The organism is Cellulomonas sp. P1_G12_2, assembly GCF_056405535.1.
In genome coordinates this window covers 345764-362686 of record NZ_JBFUBX010000002.1, presented here as the reverse complement: position 1 = coordinate 362686, position 16923 = coordinate 345764, and the positions used below count along the sequence as shown (strand labels likewise).

Here is a 16923-nt window from a genome sequence, read left to right as displayed (position 1 = left end):
TCATGGAATGGTCAAGCGGATGGTCAAGCGTCCTGTTGCGGACAGTAGCACGGGGGACCGTTGCGGCCCGGTGACCAACCGATCTCTGCCACGCTCCGTTCTTCAGGTGTGGCCCGACGTGCGGGCACACGACAACGCCAGGCAGGGGGCCGATGAGCGCGCGGTGGGAGGGCCTGCTGGCCCAGCTGGTGCAGGAGCGGTGGGCCGCGCTGCTGGCCCGGGCGACGCTGCTGGCGGCGACGCCCGCCGAGGCGGAGGACCTGGTGCAGGACGCGCTGGTCGCCACCTTCTCCAGCCGCGCGCGGTTCACCACCCTGGCTCAGGCCGAGGCGTACGTGCGCCGCGCCATCGCCACCCGGTCCATCGACCGCGCACGGACGGCGGCGAGCGAGCGGCGCGCCGCCGACCGGGTGGCCGGGCACCCGGAGACGCCGGTGGAGACGGTGCTCCCCGGGCTCGAGCGGGACGTCCTGGAGGCGCTCGCCCGACTCACTCCCCGCCAGCGCGCCTGCGTCGTGCTCCGGCACCTCGAGGACCTGTCGGTCGCCCAGACCGCCGAGCAGCTCGGACTGAGTCAGGGCGCCGTCAAGAGGTACACGTCCGACGCCGCGGCCGCGATGCAACGCTGGCTGGGCGCGACCACCGACCCCGAGGCCGACGAGCGGCCGAGCGTTCGCCTGGTCGACGGCACACCGAGAGGAGCCCGCTCATGAGCGACCTGGGGCAGCTGTTGGCCGAGGCCGAGGTGGCCATCGAACGCCGGCGGTCCGGGGCCACCCCGGACACCGGGACCCTGGCCGGGACGGTGCGGCGCGTGCGGCAGCGGCGGGCCGTCCGGCACTCCCTGCAGAGCGTGGCCGGTGTCGGGCTGGTCGGTGTGCTCGGCGCGACGGCGTGGTTGGGCACCCATCGGGCCGACCAGTCCCCCGTCCCCGCGGTCAGCCTGACCGAGAGCCCGACGGCGACTCCCACACCGACGCCGCCTGCGGTGCACGTCGGCGAGCCCCTGCCGCTGCCGGGTGGCCTCGTCGAGAGCAGCACCGCCGGGTGGACGCTCGTGACCGACAACCAGACGCGCGTCGGCACGGACCCGTCCGACGCCCCGACGGACGCGTACCGCAACCGGCTCCTCCTCGTCTCCCCGTCGGGCGAGCGGTACCCGGCGCTCGAGACGAGCGTCCGCACCGGGCTCAACGTGTTCTGGTGGACCGCCGGCCAGCCGCTCGTCCTCGCGACCACGACGAACTACCTGGAGGACCGGCCCGTCGACGTGATCGGCCGGCTCGACCTGCGCACGGGTGACCTCCAGCCGTGGCCGGACTTCCCGCTCAGCGCGATGTGGATCGGGGGGACCCCCGACGGGACGACGGTGTGGGCAGCGCCGCAGACGGACTACAGCGACCTCCCCGAGGGGGCGGTCCCGGCGCCCAGGAACGTGCTCGGGCCCCAGAACCGCATGTCGACCTGGGGGGCGACGTTCCACCTGCTCGTCCGGGAGCCCGACGGCACGCAGCGCGACCTCGGCGCGATCGACGACTCCGCGTACGCCACGTCGCTCAGTCCGGACGGCCGGTGGGTGTCGGCGACCGGCACGGACGGGCGCCTGGTGCTCGTCGACCTGCGCTCGGGCGACGCAACGACGGTCACGACGGTCACGACGGACCGGACGTGCACGGTCGGCGGCTGGTCGGGTCCGCACGAGCTGCTGCTCTCCTGCGGCACGCCGGCCAACCTGCTGTCGCTCGACGCGGCGCGCCCGGAGACTCCCCCGCGGCTGCTCGCGACGTCGGAGCACCCGGTGGTCGACGCGACGCCGTTGCCGGACGGCCGCGTCCTGCTGGGCGTGATCACCCAGGAGCCGCCGTGCGACGGCGGCGGCGACCCGGCCGTGCTCGCCGACGGCGTGATCTCGCCGCTCACCACGCAGTGGGGTCAGTACGACCACTCGTACGGCTTCCAGCGCGGGGGCGGCTCCGTGATCGCCGACCTCAACAGCTGCTACGTCGGCCACGGGAAGGCGGGCCGGCAGCGCACGATCAGCACGGACGTGACCACGGGGGCCGTCACGGAGCTCTCCACGCTCGAGGGAGAGCCCGCCACGGAGGGGTGGGAGCACGTCCTCATGGGGTTCACCGTCGGTCAGTGAGGTGACGTACCGGGCGGGCGGCGACCTTCGGCGGGCACGGTGACCACGCCGGCCGCGGCCTGAGAGGATGCGGGGCAGGGCACGCCGACGAGCAGAGGGGTACGCATGTCGACCGAGGACACCGGGTCGTTGGACGACCGCCTGCACCGCCTGGGCATCGCGTACGACGTGCAGCGCATCGTCGCCACGGGGATCGGCAAGCTCCCGCTGAGCGAGACCACCAAGGAGTCGCTGACGTCGAAGAGCGCCACCGCGGTCGTGGTGGTCGGGGAGACCGGCGTCGCGCTGGTCAAGGGTGCCGCGGAGGCGGGTCGGGGCGCCGCCACCGCCGCCAAGGACGGTGCCGAGACGTTCCAGCGCACCCGGCACGCGCACGCGTCCACCTCCGCCGACGCGCCGGCTCCCCCGGACGAGGACGTCACCACCCGGCTCGAGCGTCTGAGCGCGCTGCACCGCGACGGTCACCTCGACGACGCGGAGTACGCCGCCGCGAAGGCGAAGGTCCTCGCGGGGAGCTAGCCGGTCGTCGGCGTCGGGGCGGACCCGGTGGCCAGCGGCAGGATGACCGTGTCGATCATCTGCACCACGAACTCGTCGTCGATCTTCTGCCCGGCGACCATCTTGCGGTAGGCGATCATGGCGGGCGCGACGGCGGCGACCATCTCCAGGTCGATGTCCGGACGCAGCTCGCCGCGGGCCTCCGCTCGCTCCAGCAGCCCGCGCATCAGACCGACCCGGGAGCGCACGAACTGCTCGTGGAAGACGGCGGCGACCTCGGGGTTCTCCCTCACCGCGGACCACAGGCCGGACATGAGCTCGGAGTCGTCCGTGCGCGGCTTGCCGAAGCGGACGGCGAGCAGGTCGGAGCGCAGCGACCCCGTGTCGGGGATCTCGTCGGCCGTCGGCGCGACGCCCCGCATGCAGACGACGGCGTCGACCGTGAGCTGCACCTTGGACGGCCAGCGGCGGTAGACCGTCGCCTTGCCCGCCCCGGCGCGCTCTGCGACGGCGTCCATCGTCATGCCGTCGTAGCCGCGCTCGGCGAGCAGCTCGCGGGTCGCGACCAGGATCGCGTCGTCCTTCGACCCGTCGCGTCGTCGGCCCGGGCGGCGCGCGATCGTCGTCGACCCGTCCTCCACGATGCTCCTTCTCCTTGCTGCTGATTCGGCTGCCAGCGTAGCGCTGAAACAAATCGAGACTGGGGGGTTCCGAAACTCCCTAGTTCCATATTACTCTCGCTCCACCGACCACGACGTCACAGGAGCATCACCATGTCCACTGTCACCACCGCACCGGAGAGCCGGCAGCGCTGGCTCGTCCTCGCGACGGTCGCCCTCGCCCAGCTGATGGTCGTCCTCGACGCGACCATCGTGAACATCGCGCTGCCCTCCGCCCAGGCGGACCTCGGGTTCAGCGACAACGACCGCCAGTGGGTGGTCACCGCCTACGCGCTCGCCTTCGGCAGCCTGCTGCTGCTCGGCGGCCGCCTCTCCGACATGTTCGGACGCCGCCGCATGTTCCTCGTCGGGCTCGTCGGGTTCGCCGTCGCGTCCGCGCTCGGCGGCGCCGCCCAGAGCTTCGAGCTGCTCATCGCCGCCCGCGCCCTGCAGGGCGTCTTCGCGGCGGTCCTCGCACCCGCCGCCCTCTCCGTCCTGACCACCACGTTCACCGTCCCGAAGGAGCGTGCCCGCGCGTTCGGGGTCTTCGGCGCGATCGCCGGGATGGGCGGTGCCATCGGCCTGCTGCTCGGCGGCTACCTCACCGAGAACTTCAACTGGCGCTGGAACCTCTACGTCAACGTGCTCATCGCCGTCGTCGCGTTCGTCGCCGGCAGCGTCCTGCTCTCCCGCACGGACGTCACGCACCGCAGCCGGTTCGACGTGCCCGGTGTCGTCCTGGCGTCCACGGGCCTGTTCGCGCTGGTGTTCGGCTTCTCGCAGGCCGAGCCTCAGGGCTGGGACGCTCCGGTGGTCTGGGGCTCGCTGGCCGCCAGCGTCGTCCTGCTGATCGCCTTCGTCCGTCGCCAGCGCACCACCGAGTACCCGCTGCTCCCGCTGGAGATCGTCCTCGACCGCGACCGTGGCGCCGGGTTCCTGGCCATCCTCGTCGCGGGCTCCGGGATGTTCGGGGTGTTCCTCTTCCTCACGTACTACCTGCAGCTGACCCTCGGGTACACCCCGATGCAGACGGGCACGGCGTTCCTGCCGATGGTCCTGTTCATCATCATCACCGCACAGATCCAGTCGAACATCCTGGTCCCGCGGTTCGGGCCCAAGCTCCTGGTGCCGATCGGCATGACCGTCGGCGCGCTGGCCATGCTCTGGTTCACGACCCTCGACGCCGACAGCAGCTACGGCCACGTGGTCGTCGGGCTGATCGCCATGGGCATCGCGATGGGCTCGATCATGCCCGCGTCGTTCCAGATCGCGACGCTCGGGATCGCACCGCGCCAGGCCGGCGCAGCCTCCGCGATGGTCTCCACCAGCCAGCAGGTGGGCGGGGCGATCGGCACCGCGGTGCTCAACACCCTGGCCGCCACCGCCGCGACCGCCTACCTCACGGACCACTCGCCCGCCACGCCGCAGGTGATGGCCGACGCAGCCATCCACAGCTTCTCCGTGGCGTACTCGTGGTCGGCGGGGATCTTCCTGCTCGGTGCGGTCCTCACGGCGACCCTGTTCCGCACCCGCGCGGACCGGGCCGCCCGCCTGGCCGCGACGGCACCCGCCGCCGCGCACGGGGAGCCGGTGCTCGCGCACTGACCTCCTACAGGCCGACCATGCCCATGCCGGCGTCGTTGTAGCGGTTGCCGTGCACGCCGATCCGGTCCGCGGCCTGGGTCAGCTCGGCGAGGTCCTCGGTGCTCAGCGCGAGCTGCGCGGCACCGAGGTTCTCGTCGAGCCGGGTCAGGCGGCGGGTGCCGGGGATCGGGACGATCCACGGCGTGCGGGCGAGCAGCCACGCGAGCGCGACCTGCGCGGGCGTCGCACCGTGACGCGCAGCCACGGTGGTCACCAGGTCGACCAGGGCCTGGTTGGCCTGGCGGTTCTCCTCGGTGAACCGCGGGATCGTCGTGCGGATGTCCTTGTCGGTGAACGTGGTCGTCGTGTCGACCGTGCCGGTGAGGAACCCCTTGCCGAGCGGGCTGAACGGGACGAAGCCGATCCCCAGCTCCTCGAGCACCGGCAGGACCTCCGCCTCGGGGTCGCGCGTCCACAGCGAGTACTCGCTCTGCAGCGCGGTCACCGGCTGCACGGCGTGCGCGCGGCGGATCGTGCCGGCGCCCGCCTCGGACAGCCCGAAGTGCCGGACCTTGCCCGCGGCGACGAGCTCCTTGACCGCCCCGGCGACGTCCTCGATGGGCACGTCCGGGTCCACGCGGTGCTGGTAGTAGAGGTCGATGACGTCGACGCCGAGCCGCTGGAGCGAGGCGTCGGCCGCCGCCGCGATGTGCTCCGGCCGGCTGTTCACGCCGACCGACTTCCCGTCCTGGATGTCGAAGCCGAACTTGGTGGCGATGACGACCCGGTCCCGGACGGGTGCGAGCGCCTCGCCCACGAGCTCCTCGTTGACGAACGGGCCGTACACCTCCGCGGTGTCGAAGAACGTGACGCCCCGGTCCACCGCGCCGCGCAGGACGGCGATCATGTCGTCGCGGTCCCCCGGGTTGGGGCCGTAGCTCTGGCTCATGCCCATGCAGCCGAGGCCGATCGCGGAGACCACCAGGTCGGTTCCGAGTGTGCGTGTGTCCATGCGATCGACGGTACGGCGGTCGCCGCGGACGAGGGAGGCCCTGTCAGTACCCGTTCCGGTGGGCCTCGACCGCGCGGTGCACGCTCCCGTGGAACCGGTCGGCCCCGACGCGGTCGACCACGCCGTCGCGGGCGAGCGTCGCTCGCACCGATGGCTTGACCCGGGCGAGCCGGACGGCGAGGTCCCTGTCGCGTGCCAGGTCGAGGATGTCGTGCAGGGTCGCGGCGCCCTGTGCGTCGATGATCGTGATCGCGCCGCAGTCGATCACGATCGCCGTCAGCCCCGGGCTCGCGTCGGCGACCTCGCGCACCCGGTCCTCGAGGGCGTCGGCGGTGGCGAAGAACAGGCCGCCGTCGATGCGGAGCACCGCGATGCCCGGCTCCGCCTCGTCCTCCGGGTGCTCGTCGACCTCGCGGAACACCTGCGTCCCGGGCTCACGCACCATCACCGGCAGCGACGGCCGCGTGGTCACCGAGACCAGCCACAGCAGCGACAGCGCGATCCCGACGAGCACCCCGGCCAGCACGCCGACCACCAGCGTGCTCACCAGCGCCACCATCGCGATCCAGAAGTCGAACCGCTGCACCCGGAACAGCCTGCGCATGGCGGGCACGTCCATCATCCCCATGACGACGGCCTCGATGATGATCGCGCCGAGCACCGCCGTCGGCAGCCCCGAGAACAGCGGCGCCAGCAGCAGCAGGGTGAGCAGGACCATGGCGCCCGACGTGAGCGACGCGACGGGGGTGCGCGCTCCGGCGCGGTCGTTCAGCGAGCTCGCCGACAGGCTCGTGGACACCGGCATGCCCTGCACCAGGCCGGCACCCACGTTGGCGGCCCCCTGGGCGAGGGACTCCTGGTCGATGTCGACCCGGTAGCGGTGCCGGGCGGCGAACGTGCGGGCGTCGCCCGCGGTCTGCGAGAACCCGATCATCACGAGCGCGACGGAGGCGAGGGCCACGGTCGCGACGTGGTCGAGCATGAGGGCCGGATCGGGCACGACGACCGAGGGAAGTCCGCGGGGCACGTCGCCGACCAGCGCGACGCCGCGCTCCCCCAGGTCGAGCAGCCAGGACGCCAGGAGCCCGCCGACCACCAGGACGAGCGCGCCGGGCACGCGTGGGGCGATGCGCCGCAAGCCGAAGACCGTCACCAGCGAGACGACGCCGACGACGGCCGTCGCGGGGTGCACGTCGCCGAGCGTGCCGAGCCAGGACCACAGCTCCTGCGGGGGTGTGTCCCCCGAGGCGCTCGTGCCGGTGAGCTTGGGCAGCTCGCCGATGACGACGTCGATCGCGGCGCCGAACAGGAAGCCCGTCACGACGGCGCGCGAGAGGAACTGCGCGATCCACCCCATCTTGAGCACCGCGAGGACCACGAACACCAGGCCGGCGACGAGCGTGATCCCCGCGACGAACGAGGCCACGTCGGTGCCCGTGAGCCCCGCGGCGAGCACCGCGCTGGCGGCCACCGCGGCCAGTCCGGAGCTGGGCCCCGTGGAGATCTGCCGGCTGGTGCCGAAGATCGCGTAGAGGATCGCGCCGGCCGCGGCGGCGTACAGGCCGTTCTGCAGCGGGATGCCCGCGATCCCCGCGTACCCGAGGTTCTTGGGGACGATCAGCGCCGCGACCGCGACACCTGCGGCCACGTCGGGACGCAGCCAGCGCCGGTCGTACGTGCGCAGCACGCCGACGATCGGTACGTAGTCGGACCATCGGCGCCGCTTCGCAGCCATGTCTGGACCCTAGCGATGCGAGCCCTGAGGCGTCAGTCCCTCAGGGCTGCTCCTCCGCGAGGCGCTTGATCGTCGCGAGCCGGCGGTCCCACTCCGCCCCGATGGCCTCCAGGGCCCGCGCGGTCTCGGACAGCCGCGACCCCAGGGCCTGGTAGCGGATCTCGCGGCCGGCCCGCACCGGGACGACCAGTCCCGCCTCGGCGAGCACCCCGAGGTGCTTGGCGATCGCCTGCCGGGTGACCGGCAGGCGGGTGGCCAGCGCGGAGGCCGACAGGTCCGAGCGGCCCAGCTCCTGCAGGATCTGCCACCGGGTGTCGTCGGCGAGCGCCGCGAACACGGGCGCCAGCGTCGCGCTGCTCATGCCGCGCCCTCGAGGAGCGCGACCAGCTCGTCGAGCTCGGCGGTCCAGCCGCCGCGGTTGTTCTCCATCGCCACCAGCGGGTCCCGGCCGAGCAGGTCGAAGCCGGACTCGACGACGGTCAGCAGGGTGGCGTCACCGTCGGCGACGAGCGTGAACCGGACCAGCGTCGAGTTGTCCTCGCGCAGCGGCTCTCCCGGTGATCCCCACGTGAAGGCGAACACCACCGGCTCGTCGTACTCCTCGATGCGGACGGGGAACACGCCGTAGCCCTCGAACCCGAACGTCCCCATGCCTCCGACGCGCAGGTCCGGCAGGTGCGCGGTGCTCCCGAACCACTGCGCAACCAGGTCGTCGCGCGTCAGTGCGGCCCAGACCCGGTCCGGCGTCGCGCGGATGTGCACCGTGCGCGTCACCTGGTAGCTCTCGGTGTCGATCACGGCCTGCGGGTTGACGGTCGTCATGGGAGATCCTCTCGATCGAAGCCTGCAACTCTAGAGTTGCATAAGCAACCAGTCAGTTGCAACGGGTACCGTCGGCTGGTGCTCCCCGTCCTGGCCGTCCCCGCCGACGTCGACGCCATCCACGCCCTGCGCCGGTCCCTCGAGGACTGGATGGCCGCGCACGGCACGGTGCAGTGGCCGCCGGGGTCGCTCCCCCGCGAGCGCGTCGCCGCGCAGGTCGACGCCGGCGAGTGGCACGTGGTCCGCGACGACGAGCTCGGCATCGTCGGAACGGTCCGGCTCCTGTGGACCGACCCCGACTTCTGGGGCGACGACCACACCCCCGCCGTCTACGTGCACGGCCTCATGGTCGACCGCCGGGCCGCGGGTCGCGGGCTCGGCGCCGCCCTGCTCGACTGGGCGGCGGCACAGGGTCGGGACGCGGGCGTCGAGGTGCTCCGGCTCGACTGCCGGACCACCAACCCGGTGCTGCGCACGTACTACGAGTCGTCCGGTTTCCAGCCCGTCGGGCAGGTCGACTTCGCCGACTTCTCCTGCACCCTGCTCGAGGCCTCGCTGCGTGTGGGTGGTACTGCCTAGGTTGGACAAATGACGCAGCAGCAGCGGACCTACCCGCAGGGCGTGACGTCCTGGGTGGACATCGAGCAGCGGGACGTCGACGGAGCACGGGCGTTCTACGGCGCCGTGCTCGGCTGGACGTTCCATCAGGCCAGCCCGCCCGGGGCGCCGCGGTACGTGATCGCTCAGGTGGACGGTCTTGACGTGGCCGGCGTCGGCGAGGGCGCCGACGACCCGGGCTGGCACACCTACGTGGCCGTGGACGACGTCGAGGCAGTCCTCGACCGGATCACCGCCGCGGGCGGCGCCGTCACCACCGGCCCGACCGTCGCGGGCGAGGGCGGCACGTGGGCCGGCTTCACCGACCCGCAGGGGGTGCCGCTCCGGCTCTGGCAGCCGAAGCGCCGGCTCGGTGCGCAGATCGTCAACGCGCCCGGCACCTGGAACTTCAGCGACCTGCGCAGCGACGAGCCCGCCACCTCGTTCTACACGCAGGTGTTCGGCTGGGTGTTCGACGACCTCGGCTTCGGCACGTTGATCCGCGTGCCCGGCTACGGCGACCACCTCGCGGCCACCACCGACCCCGACATCCGCGAGCGCCAGGCCGACGTCTCCGTACCGCCGGGGTTCGAGGACGCAATCGGCTGGGTCGCGCCCGCCGTCGAGAACGAGGCGCCGCACTGGCACGTGACGTTCGCCGTCGCCGACCGCGACCAGACCGCCGCACTGGCCACCGAGCACGGCGGCGAGGTCCTGGCCAGCGAGGACACCCCGTGGGCGCTCACGACGACGATCCGTGACCCGCAGGGCGCGCTGTTCACCGGGAGCCAGTTCACGCCCCCGGAGTGAGCCGGACCTGCCCGGACGCCGTGGCACGTGAGCACGGCGTCCGGGCAGGTGCTCAGTTGACCCGCGTGATCCGGGTCAGGGGCGGCGGGCTGATGCCGGTCGGCTCTGCAGCGGCGAGGTAGGCCTCGAACGCCTGCAGGTCCTCCAGGCCGCCGACGCGGGCGGTGCCGCTGCGCAGGACGCCGAACCCGTCCCCGCCGTCGGCGAGGAAGTTGTTCACCGTCACGCGGTAGCTCGCGGCCAGGTCGATCGGGACTCCGCCGAGCATGATGCTCGCCGGGTTGACCGCACCGAGGGCCGGGTCGGTCGCGCAGGTGGCGTTGGCCGCGGAGTTCGCCACCGCACCGTCCCACGTGTACGAGAACCCGGCGGACGGCAGCAGCACCTTGAAGAACCCCGGGGTCGGCGTGGCCGCCGGCGAGTTCAGGCCGCAGAACTGCTGCTCGAGGAGCAGGTCGATCTGCGCACCCGTGAGGGTCAGGGTCTGCAGGATGTTCCCGAACGGCTGGACGGTGAACGCCTCACCGAACGTGACCACCCCGTTCCCCTCACCGGCCGGACTGCCTAGGTACGTGAGTGGGCCGCGCACGCCGCCGGGGTTCATGAACGCGACGACGGCGCTGCCCTGCGGGGGCGGTCCGGCGGTCGCAGCCAGCTGGGCGTCGGCGATCACGTCGCCCATGACCTGTTCCAGGTTCGCGTTCGGCGTGTTCGGCAGGTCGGCCGTGATGTGCCCGATCGGCCGGTTGGCGATCGGCGCGGCGACCACGTTGTAGCGCGCGATCAGATCGACGATCGCCTGGTCCTCCGGGACGTCCCGCGTGACGATCCGGTTGTTGATGGTGAGCCCGGCGACGTCCCGGGTGCGACGGTCGACCGTCATGTCGATGTCAGTGACGAGCCGGCCGAAGCTGTAGGCGCTCGTCGTGGGGATCCCGTCGATCACGCAGTTGTACGGCTGGTGCGTGTGGCCGCTGACCACCAGGTCCACCTCGGGATCGAGGTTGGTGACGATGTCGACGATGGGACCGGAGACGCCGGCGCAGCCGTTGATGTCCAGTGCCGTGGGCGAGCCGCCCTCGTGCACGAGGACGACGACCGCCTCGACGCCCTTCTTGCGCAGCTTCGGGATGAGGGCGTTCACCGTCTCCGCCTCGTCGCGGAACTCGAGCCCCTGGATCCCGGCGGCGCTGACGATGTTCGGCGTGCCCTCGAGGGTCATCCCGATGAACGCGATCTCGGCACCGTTGAACTTCTCGATGGAGTACGGCGCGAACAGGGTCTTGCCGGTCGCGGTGTTCACCACGTTGGCGGCGAGGAAGTCGAAGTCGGCGCCCGCGAACGGCGTGCCGTCCTGGCAGCCGTCGGTGGGGTGGCACCCGCCCCTGTCCAGCCGGAGCAGCTCTGCGGCGCCCTCGTCGAACTCGTGGTTGCCCACGGCGTTCAGGTCGAGCCCGATCGAGTTCATGGCCTCGATGGTCGGCTCGTCGTGGAACAGCGCCGACAGGATCGGGCTCGCGCCCACCAGGTCACCGGCGGACACCACGATCGAGTTCCGGTTGGTCGCCTCGAGGTTCTTGATGTGCGTCGCGAGGTACGCGGCGCCGCCGGCCAGCGTGGTGGGGCCGACGCGGCCGCTGCTGCCTGTCGGGGGGAGCAGGTTCCCGTGGAAGTCGTTGAGGGCGAGGATCTGCACCTCGACCTTCGAGCGGTCCTGGATGACTGGTGGCTTCGGCTGGTGCGCCTGAGCGGGAGCCGCTGCGAGTGCGAGCGTGAGGGCGGCCGCCGCCGCGGTGGCGACGATGCGCGGCCGACTTGTGCTAGTTCGGGTCATTTTCGGACAGTACTGCGGCCGGACCCGCCGGTCCATGGTCGGCGAACCTCCGCGCCAGCTCCGCCTGGATCCGGACGTGCCGCTCGAGGAACGCCCGCTCGTCGAGCCGCTTGCGCCGCAACCAGCCCGTCACCTCGTCGTTGCACTTGCTCGCGTTGCACGAGCCGCACGCCGGGGCGATGTTGTCGAGCGTGTAGCGGCCGCCGCGGGAGATGGGCAGGACGCAGTCGCGCTGCAGCGGCCGGTCGCTCGCCCCGCAGTAGGCGCAGCCGCCCCACTCGGCGACGAGCGCAGTCCACTGCTCCGGGCGGAGGTCGTGCTCGACGGCGGCCATCCGGCGCTGTCGGCGCTTGGCGTAGCGCGCCTGGCGACTGCGGGGTGCCGGCATGCGCCTCACGGTAGTCACGCCACCGGCGTTCCCGGCGCACCACGAGCGCGGGTCGCCCACCGAGCCGAGTCATAGCTCAGTGGGGTGTGCGCACCTGCAGCTGAGCGGTGCCGTCAGGCGTCGCTCGCTGCTGCTCGTGAACGACGTCGCCCGTGCCGGTGCCGTCCGGCTTTGACGTGCATCCGTCGACGGCCGGGACCTTGGACCGCACCCCCAGGGGCCCGCGCCGCTACCGTCACCAGCGACGACCGCGACTCACGCCGGCCCAGCTCGAGAGGATCTCAGGCACGTGACGATCACCAGACTCCCCTCGCACGTGGCAGACCCCACTTGCTCCGCCGCTGTGCGCGCCGGCGACACGCTCTACCTGGCGCACCACGCCGGCGGCTTCGATGTGCCGAGCTACGTCCACCAGACGCGCGAGGCGCTGCGCGCGCTGACCCGGACCCTGGAGTCGGCCGGGGCCAGTCCGGCGCACGTGGTCCAGGTGACGATGTGGATCCGCGAGATCACCCCCGAGCTGCGCGACGCCTGGGACGTGTTCGCGGAGTTCTTCGGCGACCAGCCACCCGCTCGGATGACCGCCACCACGGACTTCTTCGACCCCGTATGCCTGGTCCAGGTCGAGGCGATCGCCTTCCTCGGCTGACCGACGCGGCGACGTCCGGTCTGCGAGGGCGGTCGACGGTGCCGTGGAGGCACCCTCGGGCTCCTCGCGATCGTCCCGTGTCGGTGCCGCTGCTCATCGTGCCTGCGTCGTCGCCCAGGTCCCGCGCCTGGCCCGTGCTGAGGCATGGCGTCAGCCGAACGTGGACGCCCAGTCCGCTGGGGCGACAGCGAGCAGCTGCCCGACGATGTCGTCGGCAGCCCGGTCCGGATCGGGGTCGTCACTGCGGAGCCGGAGAAGCTGTTGCTCGACGTGGAGGCCACGATCGTGGCCCACTCGGAGGAAGTTGAGGCTCACCCCGTCCTGGCCGAACGCAGGCGACACCCCTCGGAGGACCAGGTCTGGTGGGACGACGAGCTCCCTGCGCAGGAGGTGTTCGGAGACGAGTCGCGCGGTGCGCCGTCGACTCGTCTCCCACGACCGGTCGGCACTGGCTCGTGCGACCTCGGCGAGGTACTGATCGCGGTCGAAGTGCAGGTCAGGCAGGTTCCACTTCGTGCCCTCGTGGTCCGCAGACTCCGGTTCGGCCGGGCCGACGAAGACACCCACGTAGTCGCGGAAGTCGACCCAGGAGATCCGCTTCCCGTCGGGTGAGAGCACGATGAAGGGCGCGATGACGCCGCACCCGGCCTCGCCGCAGGTGCACCGGTAGACCGCGACCCGGCGATCGCCGTCCAGAGGCACCAGTGGGGAGCTCGAGCCGAGCATCTGAGCCGGATCGAAGCCTCTCCACCCGCTCGCGACCGCCGCGAACGGGTCGTGGCCGTCGACCTGCATCGTGACGACCGGCCAGTCTGGCCGATCGTCGACGACCTCGAATCCCAGCGTGAGCACGGACAGGCCCGCGTCGGCCTCGGGGGCACTCGTCATGCGGGGCGGCGTGTGGCGGCACGACGTGCGCCATCGTCAGGACTGACCCATCGGCCAGCCGGGAGACCGAGAATGGGACGAGCGGCCCGGGCGAGGGCGGGGAACGCTCGCAGAACGCAACCTGGTCCGTCCGGCACGCGTCGACTACTCCGGTCCCGTGACCGAGCCGTCGAGCACCGACCCCCGCAGCCCCGAGGAGTCGGTCGCCACCGCGCAGTACGCCGTCGTCGCGCCCGCCGACCAGTCGTCCGGGTGCGGGAAGCTCACATCCGTCCAGATGGTCCACTCGTCGAGCAGGCCGGGCGCGGCGCGCTCGATGTGCGCCGTGCACTGCGCGAACGCGCGGTCGAACCCGGCATCCGCCGGGTCCGCGGACGCGTCGACCGGACCCGACAGCGGGAGGACCGCCACGATCTCGAGAGCGTGCGCCTCACCGCAGTCCACGGGGTCGGCCGTGCCGAGGTCCCACGAGTCCGGGTACTCGCGCAGGCAGTCGCCGACGACGAGGTCCGAGCGCAGCGTGTAGTCGGGAAGCTCGTCCCCGAAAGCGAAGTCGCTGACCACACCGGGGCTGGACGACGCCGCCCACACCGCGAGCCAGATCCAACCGATGCACACGAGCGTGCTCACCGCACCCACGACCACGCCGGCGATCGCCATCCCGCGGCCCTTCGTGCCGCGCCGCCGGATCCTGCGCAACGCACCGATCCCCAGGCCGACACCGACAGGCCCCGGAAGCCCCCCGAGGACCAGCAGACCCGCGATGCTGGTCACGAGGGAGGCGATCGCCAGACCCTCCGTCGGGGGCTGCACCAAGGCGCCGTACCCGAGGGGCGGGCCCCAGGCACCGGGAGTGCCGTACGACGGGGGCCCGCCGTAGGCGGCGGTGGGCCCGTACGACGGCGGAGGAGCGGGGAACTGCGGCGCACCGTACGAAGGGGGCGAGCCGTAGGCGGGAGGCTGCAGGAACGGGACGGCCTGACCGTACGCGTCAGCCTGCGGGTAGGTGCCCGGCGGGGTGTACGGGGCGGCCTGCCCGTAGGGCGAGACGGGGAGGAACGGCGTCGGCGGGGCTGCAGGGGGCGGGGTGACGGGCGACGTCGCCCCCGCGGTCGGCAGGGCGTACGGAGACGTCGCCTCCGCGGAAGGGTGGGGCTCGTCCGCCGCGCGCCCGCCGTCGAGCGCCCGGCGAGGGCCGCCCGGCGGGGCGAACGGCGTCCCGCTGGCCCCCGGTCCCGTCTGCTCACTCATCCGCCGCACGGTAACGGAGGCGGCGGGTCGGTGCGTCCGGGTCCCGACGAGGTTCACCCGCGCGCCGCACCTCGGCGATCCGGGGCAGACCTACGGCGACGTCGCGAAGCCCCAGCCCCGTCGGATGTCGAGGCAGGCGGGCTCAGCGGAGGTGGTGCTTGAGCACCCAGGTGACGGCGTCGGCGCGCGTCGAGACGCCGATCTTGCGGTAGGCGTGGCGCAGCAGAGCGACGACGACGTTGCGGGTCAGCGACAGCTGCCTGGCGATGTCGTCCAGCGTGCCGCCGCTGCCCAGTGCGGCCAGGACCATCCGCTCGGCAGGGCTCAGCTCGTCGGCCCCGAGCTCGTCCGGTGTGTGCTGCGACGATCCCGCCGTCGGGTGCCCGGAGCGGCATCCCGAAGTCACCTGCTCGCGCACGGTGCGCTCGGCACGCGAACGGCGGAAGTCGTCGGCGATCTGCTGTGCCTGACCGCTCACCACCCGGCGGTAGCTCTCGTGGAGCAGCGCGGTGCGCGCCGCCGACGGGTCCGCGTCGCGCGCGGCCTGCCAGGCCCGCTTGGCGGCGCGAACGTCTCCGTCGGTGATGTCGATCCGGAAGTTGGTCACATGTTCAACTATGCGGCCCGCGTGGCCCGATCGCCCCTGCGGAGCCGTGGTTCACCCCCTCGCTGGCGCATCTCACCCCCTGACGGTCGCGCGGGCACCACTGATCGCGCGGCGGCTGTTCGCCTAGGGTCTGACACCAGCGAGGGCGGCTACGGTGCCCCGGCAACCGGCGAGCTACATGATGGTTGTACCGAGGTTCCGTCCGCTGTTCCGCCCATCTGTCGGGCCTCTGGTTGCCGGTGCTCATCGAGCTCGAAGGGATGACCGATGCGTCAGATCTGGACCCGGGGCGCGGTAGCGCTGTGGCTCGTCGCCAGCGCCGTGTTCATCGCCATCTGGTGGTTGAGCGCCGACGACGCCAGCGTGAGCTCCTGGATCTTCGCGGTCGTCGTCATCGTGGCGTTGGCAGCTTTCGGAACCATGCTCGGTCGCAGCGTCAGAGCGAACCGAGCAAGTTCGAAGCGCTGAGCTGGCGATGCTTGCGCCGAGGGATCGACCGCATGGCCTCCGTCGCACAGCGTGTCGAGCGTGCAGCCAGGCGGGAGATTCGGGTCGGGCGCGTTCGGCGCAGTGTCGGCCGGTCCCTGCTCGAGGAAGGTGTCGCGGTAGGGCGGGTTGTCGGTGCTGTCCCACCGGAGTCGCTCGAGCAGGCGCCCGGTCTCGGGATCGACGACCAGTTCCTCGTAGGGGCGGGTCACCTGGACTCCGGGGCGCCCGGTGCTGTCGGTGACGTCACCACCGAGGCTCGTGTCAGGAAGCTGCGCGGCGACCTGCCAGAGCGCCTGCCGCAGGGCGGGCGGCGCTGGGCTGTTGACGAGCAGGTCCTCGACCGCGCCCCAGACCGTCTGGGCCGACAGCGAGTCTGGGCTCGTGGCATCGGAGTACCGGCGCAGGGCCTCTTCCAGAGCGGCAGGTTCGGTGGGCAGGGCGAACAGCTCGTCCCAGCTGATCCCGGGGCCGAACAGTGCGCGGTTCTGCAGCGTCGGCTCGGGGCTCCGGATGGAGTCGACGACCACGCTCCAGTCCCGGTGTCCGGTCCACGTTTCGATGCGGGCGCTCTCGACTCCATTGCTGGCGTCGTTCCAGACGTCGGAGGTCTGCACGGAGTGCCAGTAGGCGGCATCACGAGACACGTCCGGCTGCTCGCCGGCGGCCTGACCGGCGCGGATGAACAGCTCTGCGGCACTGGCGGTCGAGACCGGGGTACCCCCACCGGTGCTGAGCACCGGGATCGCGACGATCGCGAACGCCGCGGCAGCGCCGACCAGCACGGTCAGGCTGATCCGCCGAGCCCGTAGCCGGCGAAGCGGTTCGACCACGGCGGAGCGCGGGGCGCCGACCTGGTCGGAGAGCTCGAGGCGAGCAGTGAGCTGGGCGTAGGCGCCGGCCAGGCCGTCGGGGTCCGGGGAGCCGGTCGGGCCGATGTGGGTGAGGCGGTCATCG

Annotated in this window: 18 protein-coding genes; 7 read left to right on the top strand and 11 right to left on the bottom strand. The window is 72.2% G+C overall.

Annotated features, from left to right (window positions below):
• The first annotated feature begins 152 nt into the window (after positions 1–152).
• The 3 genes from AC1DXT_RS09700 (at position 153) to AC1DXT_RS09690 (ending at position 2665) form a co-directional block, all read left to right on the top strand.
• Positions 153–713 (top strand): sigma-70 family RNA polymerase sigma factor, encoded by a 561-nt coding sequence (locus AC1DXT_RS09700; RefSeq protein WP_477061145.1) that lies wholly within the window; start codon positions 153–155, stop codon positions 711–713.
• The gene (locus AC1DXT_RS09695; RefSeq protein WP_477061144.1) at positions 710–2146 is read left to right on the top strand and encodes a hypothetical protein; all 1437 of its coding nucleotides are present in this window, start codon (positions 710–712) and stop codon (positions 2144–2146) included. Before AC1DXT_RS09700 ends, AC1DXT_RS09695 begins: the two co-directional genes overlap by 4 nt.
• A gap of 105 nt (positions 2147–2251) precedes the next feature.
• A complete protein-coding gene (locus tag AC1DXT_RS09690) occupies positions 2252–2665 on the top strand; it encodes an SHOCT domain-containing protein (protein ID WP_477061143.1) in 414 nt (137 codons plus the stop codon).
• Here the strand turns inward: AC1DXT_RS09690 and AC1DXT_RS09685 are convergent.
• Positions 2662–3285 carry a TetR/AcrR family transcriptional regulator gene (locus AC1DXT_RS09685; RefSeq protein ID WP_477061142.1) on the bottom strand — a complete coding sequence of 208 codons (624 nt, stop codon included), beginning with the start codon at positions 3283–3285 and terminating at the stop codon, positions 2662–2664. The genes AC1DXT_RS09690 and AC1DXT_RS09685 overlap by 4 nt on opposite strands.
• 132 nt (positions 3286–3417) lie before the next feature.
• On the opposite strand from AC1DXT_RS09685, the gene AC1DXT_RS09680 reads away from it, so the two are divergent.
• A complete protein-coding gene (locus AC1DXT_RS09680; protein WP_477061141.1) occupies positions 3418–4908 on the top strand; it encodes an MFS transporter in 1491 nt (496 codons plus the stop codon).
• A 4-nt stretch (positions 4909–4912) separates the two neighbouring features.
• Here the strand turns inward: AC1DXT_RS09680 and AC1DXT_RS09675 are convergent, their stop codons facing one another.
• From AC1DXT_RS09675 to AC1DXT_RS09660, 4 genes are read right to left on the bottom strand one after another with little or no spacing between them, the layout of a single operon-like run.
• On the bottom strand, positions 4913–5899 hold the full coding sequence (locus tag AC1DXT_RS09675) for an aldo/keto reductase (protein WP_477061140.1): 987 nt from the start codon (positions 5897–5899) through the stop codon (positions 4913–4915).
• A 43-nt stretch (positions 5900–5942) separates the two neighbouring features.
• A complete protein-coding gene (locus AC1DXT_RS09670; protein ID WP_477061139.1) occupies positions 5943–7634 on the bottom strand; it encodes a SulP family inorganic anion transporter in 1692 nt (563 codons plus the stop codon).
• A 40-nt stretch (positions 7635–7674) separates the two neighbouring features.
• Entirely contained in the window at positions 7675–7995 is a 321-nt protein-coding gene (locus AC1DXT_RS09665; RefSeq protein WP_477061138.1) for an ArsR/SmtB family transcription factor, read from the bottom strand.
• Positions 7992–8456: an SRPBCC family protein gene (locus tag AC1DXT_RS09660; protein WP_477061137.1), complete on the bottom strand. Its 465-nt coding sequence runs from the start codon at positions 8454–8456 to the stop codon at positions 7992–7994. The genes AC1DXT_RS09665 and AC1DXT_RS09660 overlap by 4 nt, the downstream gene beginning before the upstream one ends.
• Before the next feature lie 78 nt (positions 8457–8534).
• Between AC1DXT_RS09660 and AC1DXT_RS09655 the strand changes: the two genes are divergently transcribed.
• Complete coding sequence (locus AC1DXT_RS09655) at positions 8535–9035, top strand: GNAT family N-acetyltransferase (RefSeq protein ID WP_477061136.1); 501 nt, start codon at positions 8535–8537, stop codon at positions 9033–9035.
• Positions 9036–9044: 9 nt separating this feature from the next.
• Positions 9045–9863 carry a VOC family protein gene (locus tag AC1DXT_RS09650; RefSeq protein ID WP_477061135.1) on the top strand — a complete coding sequence of 273 codons (819 nt, stop codon included), beginning with the start codon at positions 9045–9047 and terminating at the stop codon, positions 9861–9863.
• Positions 9864–9915: 52 nt separating this feature from the next.
• Here the strand turns inward: AC1DXT_RS09650 and AC1DXT_RS09645 are convergent, their stop codons facing one another.
• Both AC1DXT_RS09645 and AC1DXT_RS09640 read right to left on the bottom strand, forming a co-directional pair.
• Entirely contained in the window at positions 9916–11697 is a 1782-nt protein-coding gene (locus AC1DXT_RS09645; protein WP_477061134.1) for a bifunctional metallophosphatase/5'-nucleotidase, read from the bottom strand.
• Positions 11684–12085 carry an HNH endonuclease gene (locus AC1DXT_RS09640; protein WP_477061133.1) on the bottom strand — a complete coding sequence of 134 codons (402 nt, stop codon included), beginning with the start codon at positions 12083–12085 and terminating at the stop codon, positions 11684–11686. The genes AC1DXT_RS09645 and AC1DXT_RS09640 overlap by 14 nt, the downstream gene beginning before the upstream one ends.
• A 289-nt stretch (positions 12086–12374) precedes the next feature.
• Here AC1DXT_RS09640 and AC1DXT_RS09635 point away from each other — a divergent pair, with 289 nt between their 5' ends.
• Positions 12375–12734, top strand: a complete 360-nt coding sequence (locus tag AC1DXT_RS09635; protein WP_477061132.1) for a RidA family protein — start codon at positions 12375–12377, stop codon at positions 12732–12734.
• Between the two features lie 150 nt (positions 12735–12884).
• Here AC1DXT_RS09635 and AC1DXT_RS09630 read toward each other — a convergent pair whose 3' ends face one another.
• The 4 genes from AC1DXT_RS09630 to AC1DXT_RS09615 all read right to left on the bottom strand — a co-directional run bounded on the left by AC1DXT_RS09630 (position 12885) and on the right by AC1DXT_RS09615 (position 16751).
• On the bottom strand, positions 12885–13622 hold the full coding sequence (locus AC1DXT_RS09630) for a hypothetical protein (protein ID WP_477061131.1): 738 nt from the start codon (positions 13620–13622) through the stop codon (positions 12885–12887).
• Between the two features lie 144 nt (positions 13623–13766).
• Positions 13767–14873 (bottom strand): DUF4190 domain-containing protein, encoded by a 1107-nt coding sequence (locus AC1DXT_RS09625; RefSeq protein WP_477061130.1) that lies wholly within the window; start codon positions 14871–14873, stop codon positions 13767–13769.
• Positions 14874–15015: 142 nt separating this feature from the next.
• Entirely contained in the window at positions 15016–15480 is a 465-nt protein-coding gene (locus AC1DXT_RS09620) for a helix-turn-helix transcriptional regulator (protein ID WP_477061129.1), read from the bottom strand.
• Between the two features lie 272 nt (positions 15481–15752).
• Entirely contained in the window at positions 15753–16751 is a 999-nt protein-coding gene (locus AC1DXT_RS09615; protein WP_477061128.1) for a hypothetical protein, read from the bottom strand.
• Positions 16752–16923: the final 172 nt, after the last annotated feature.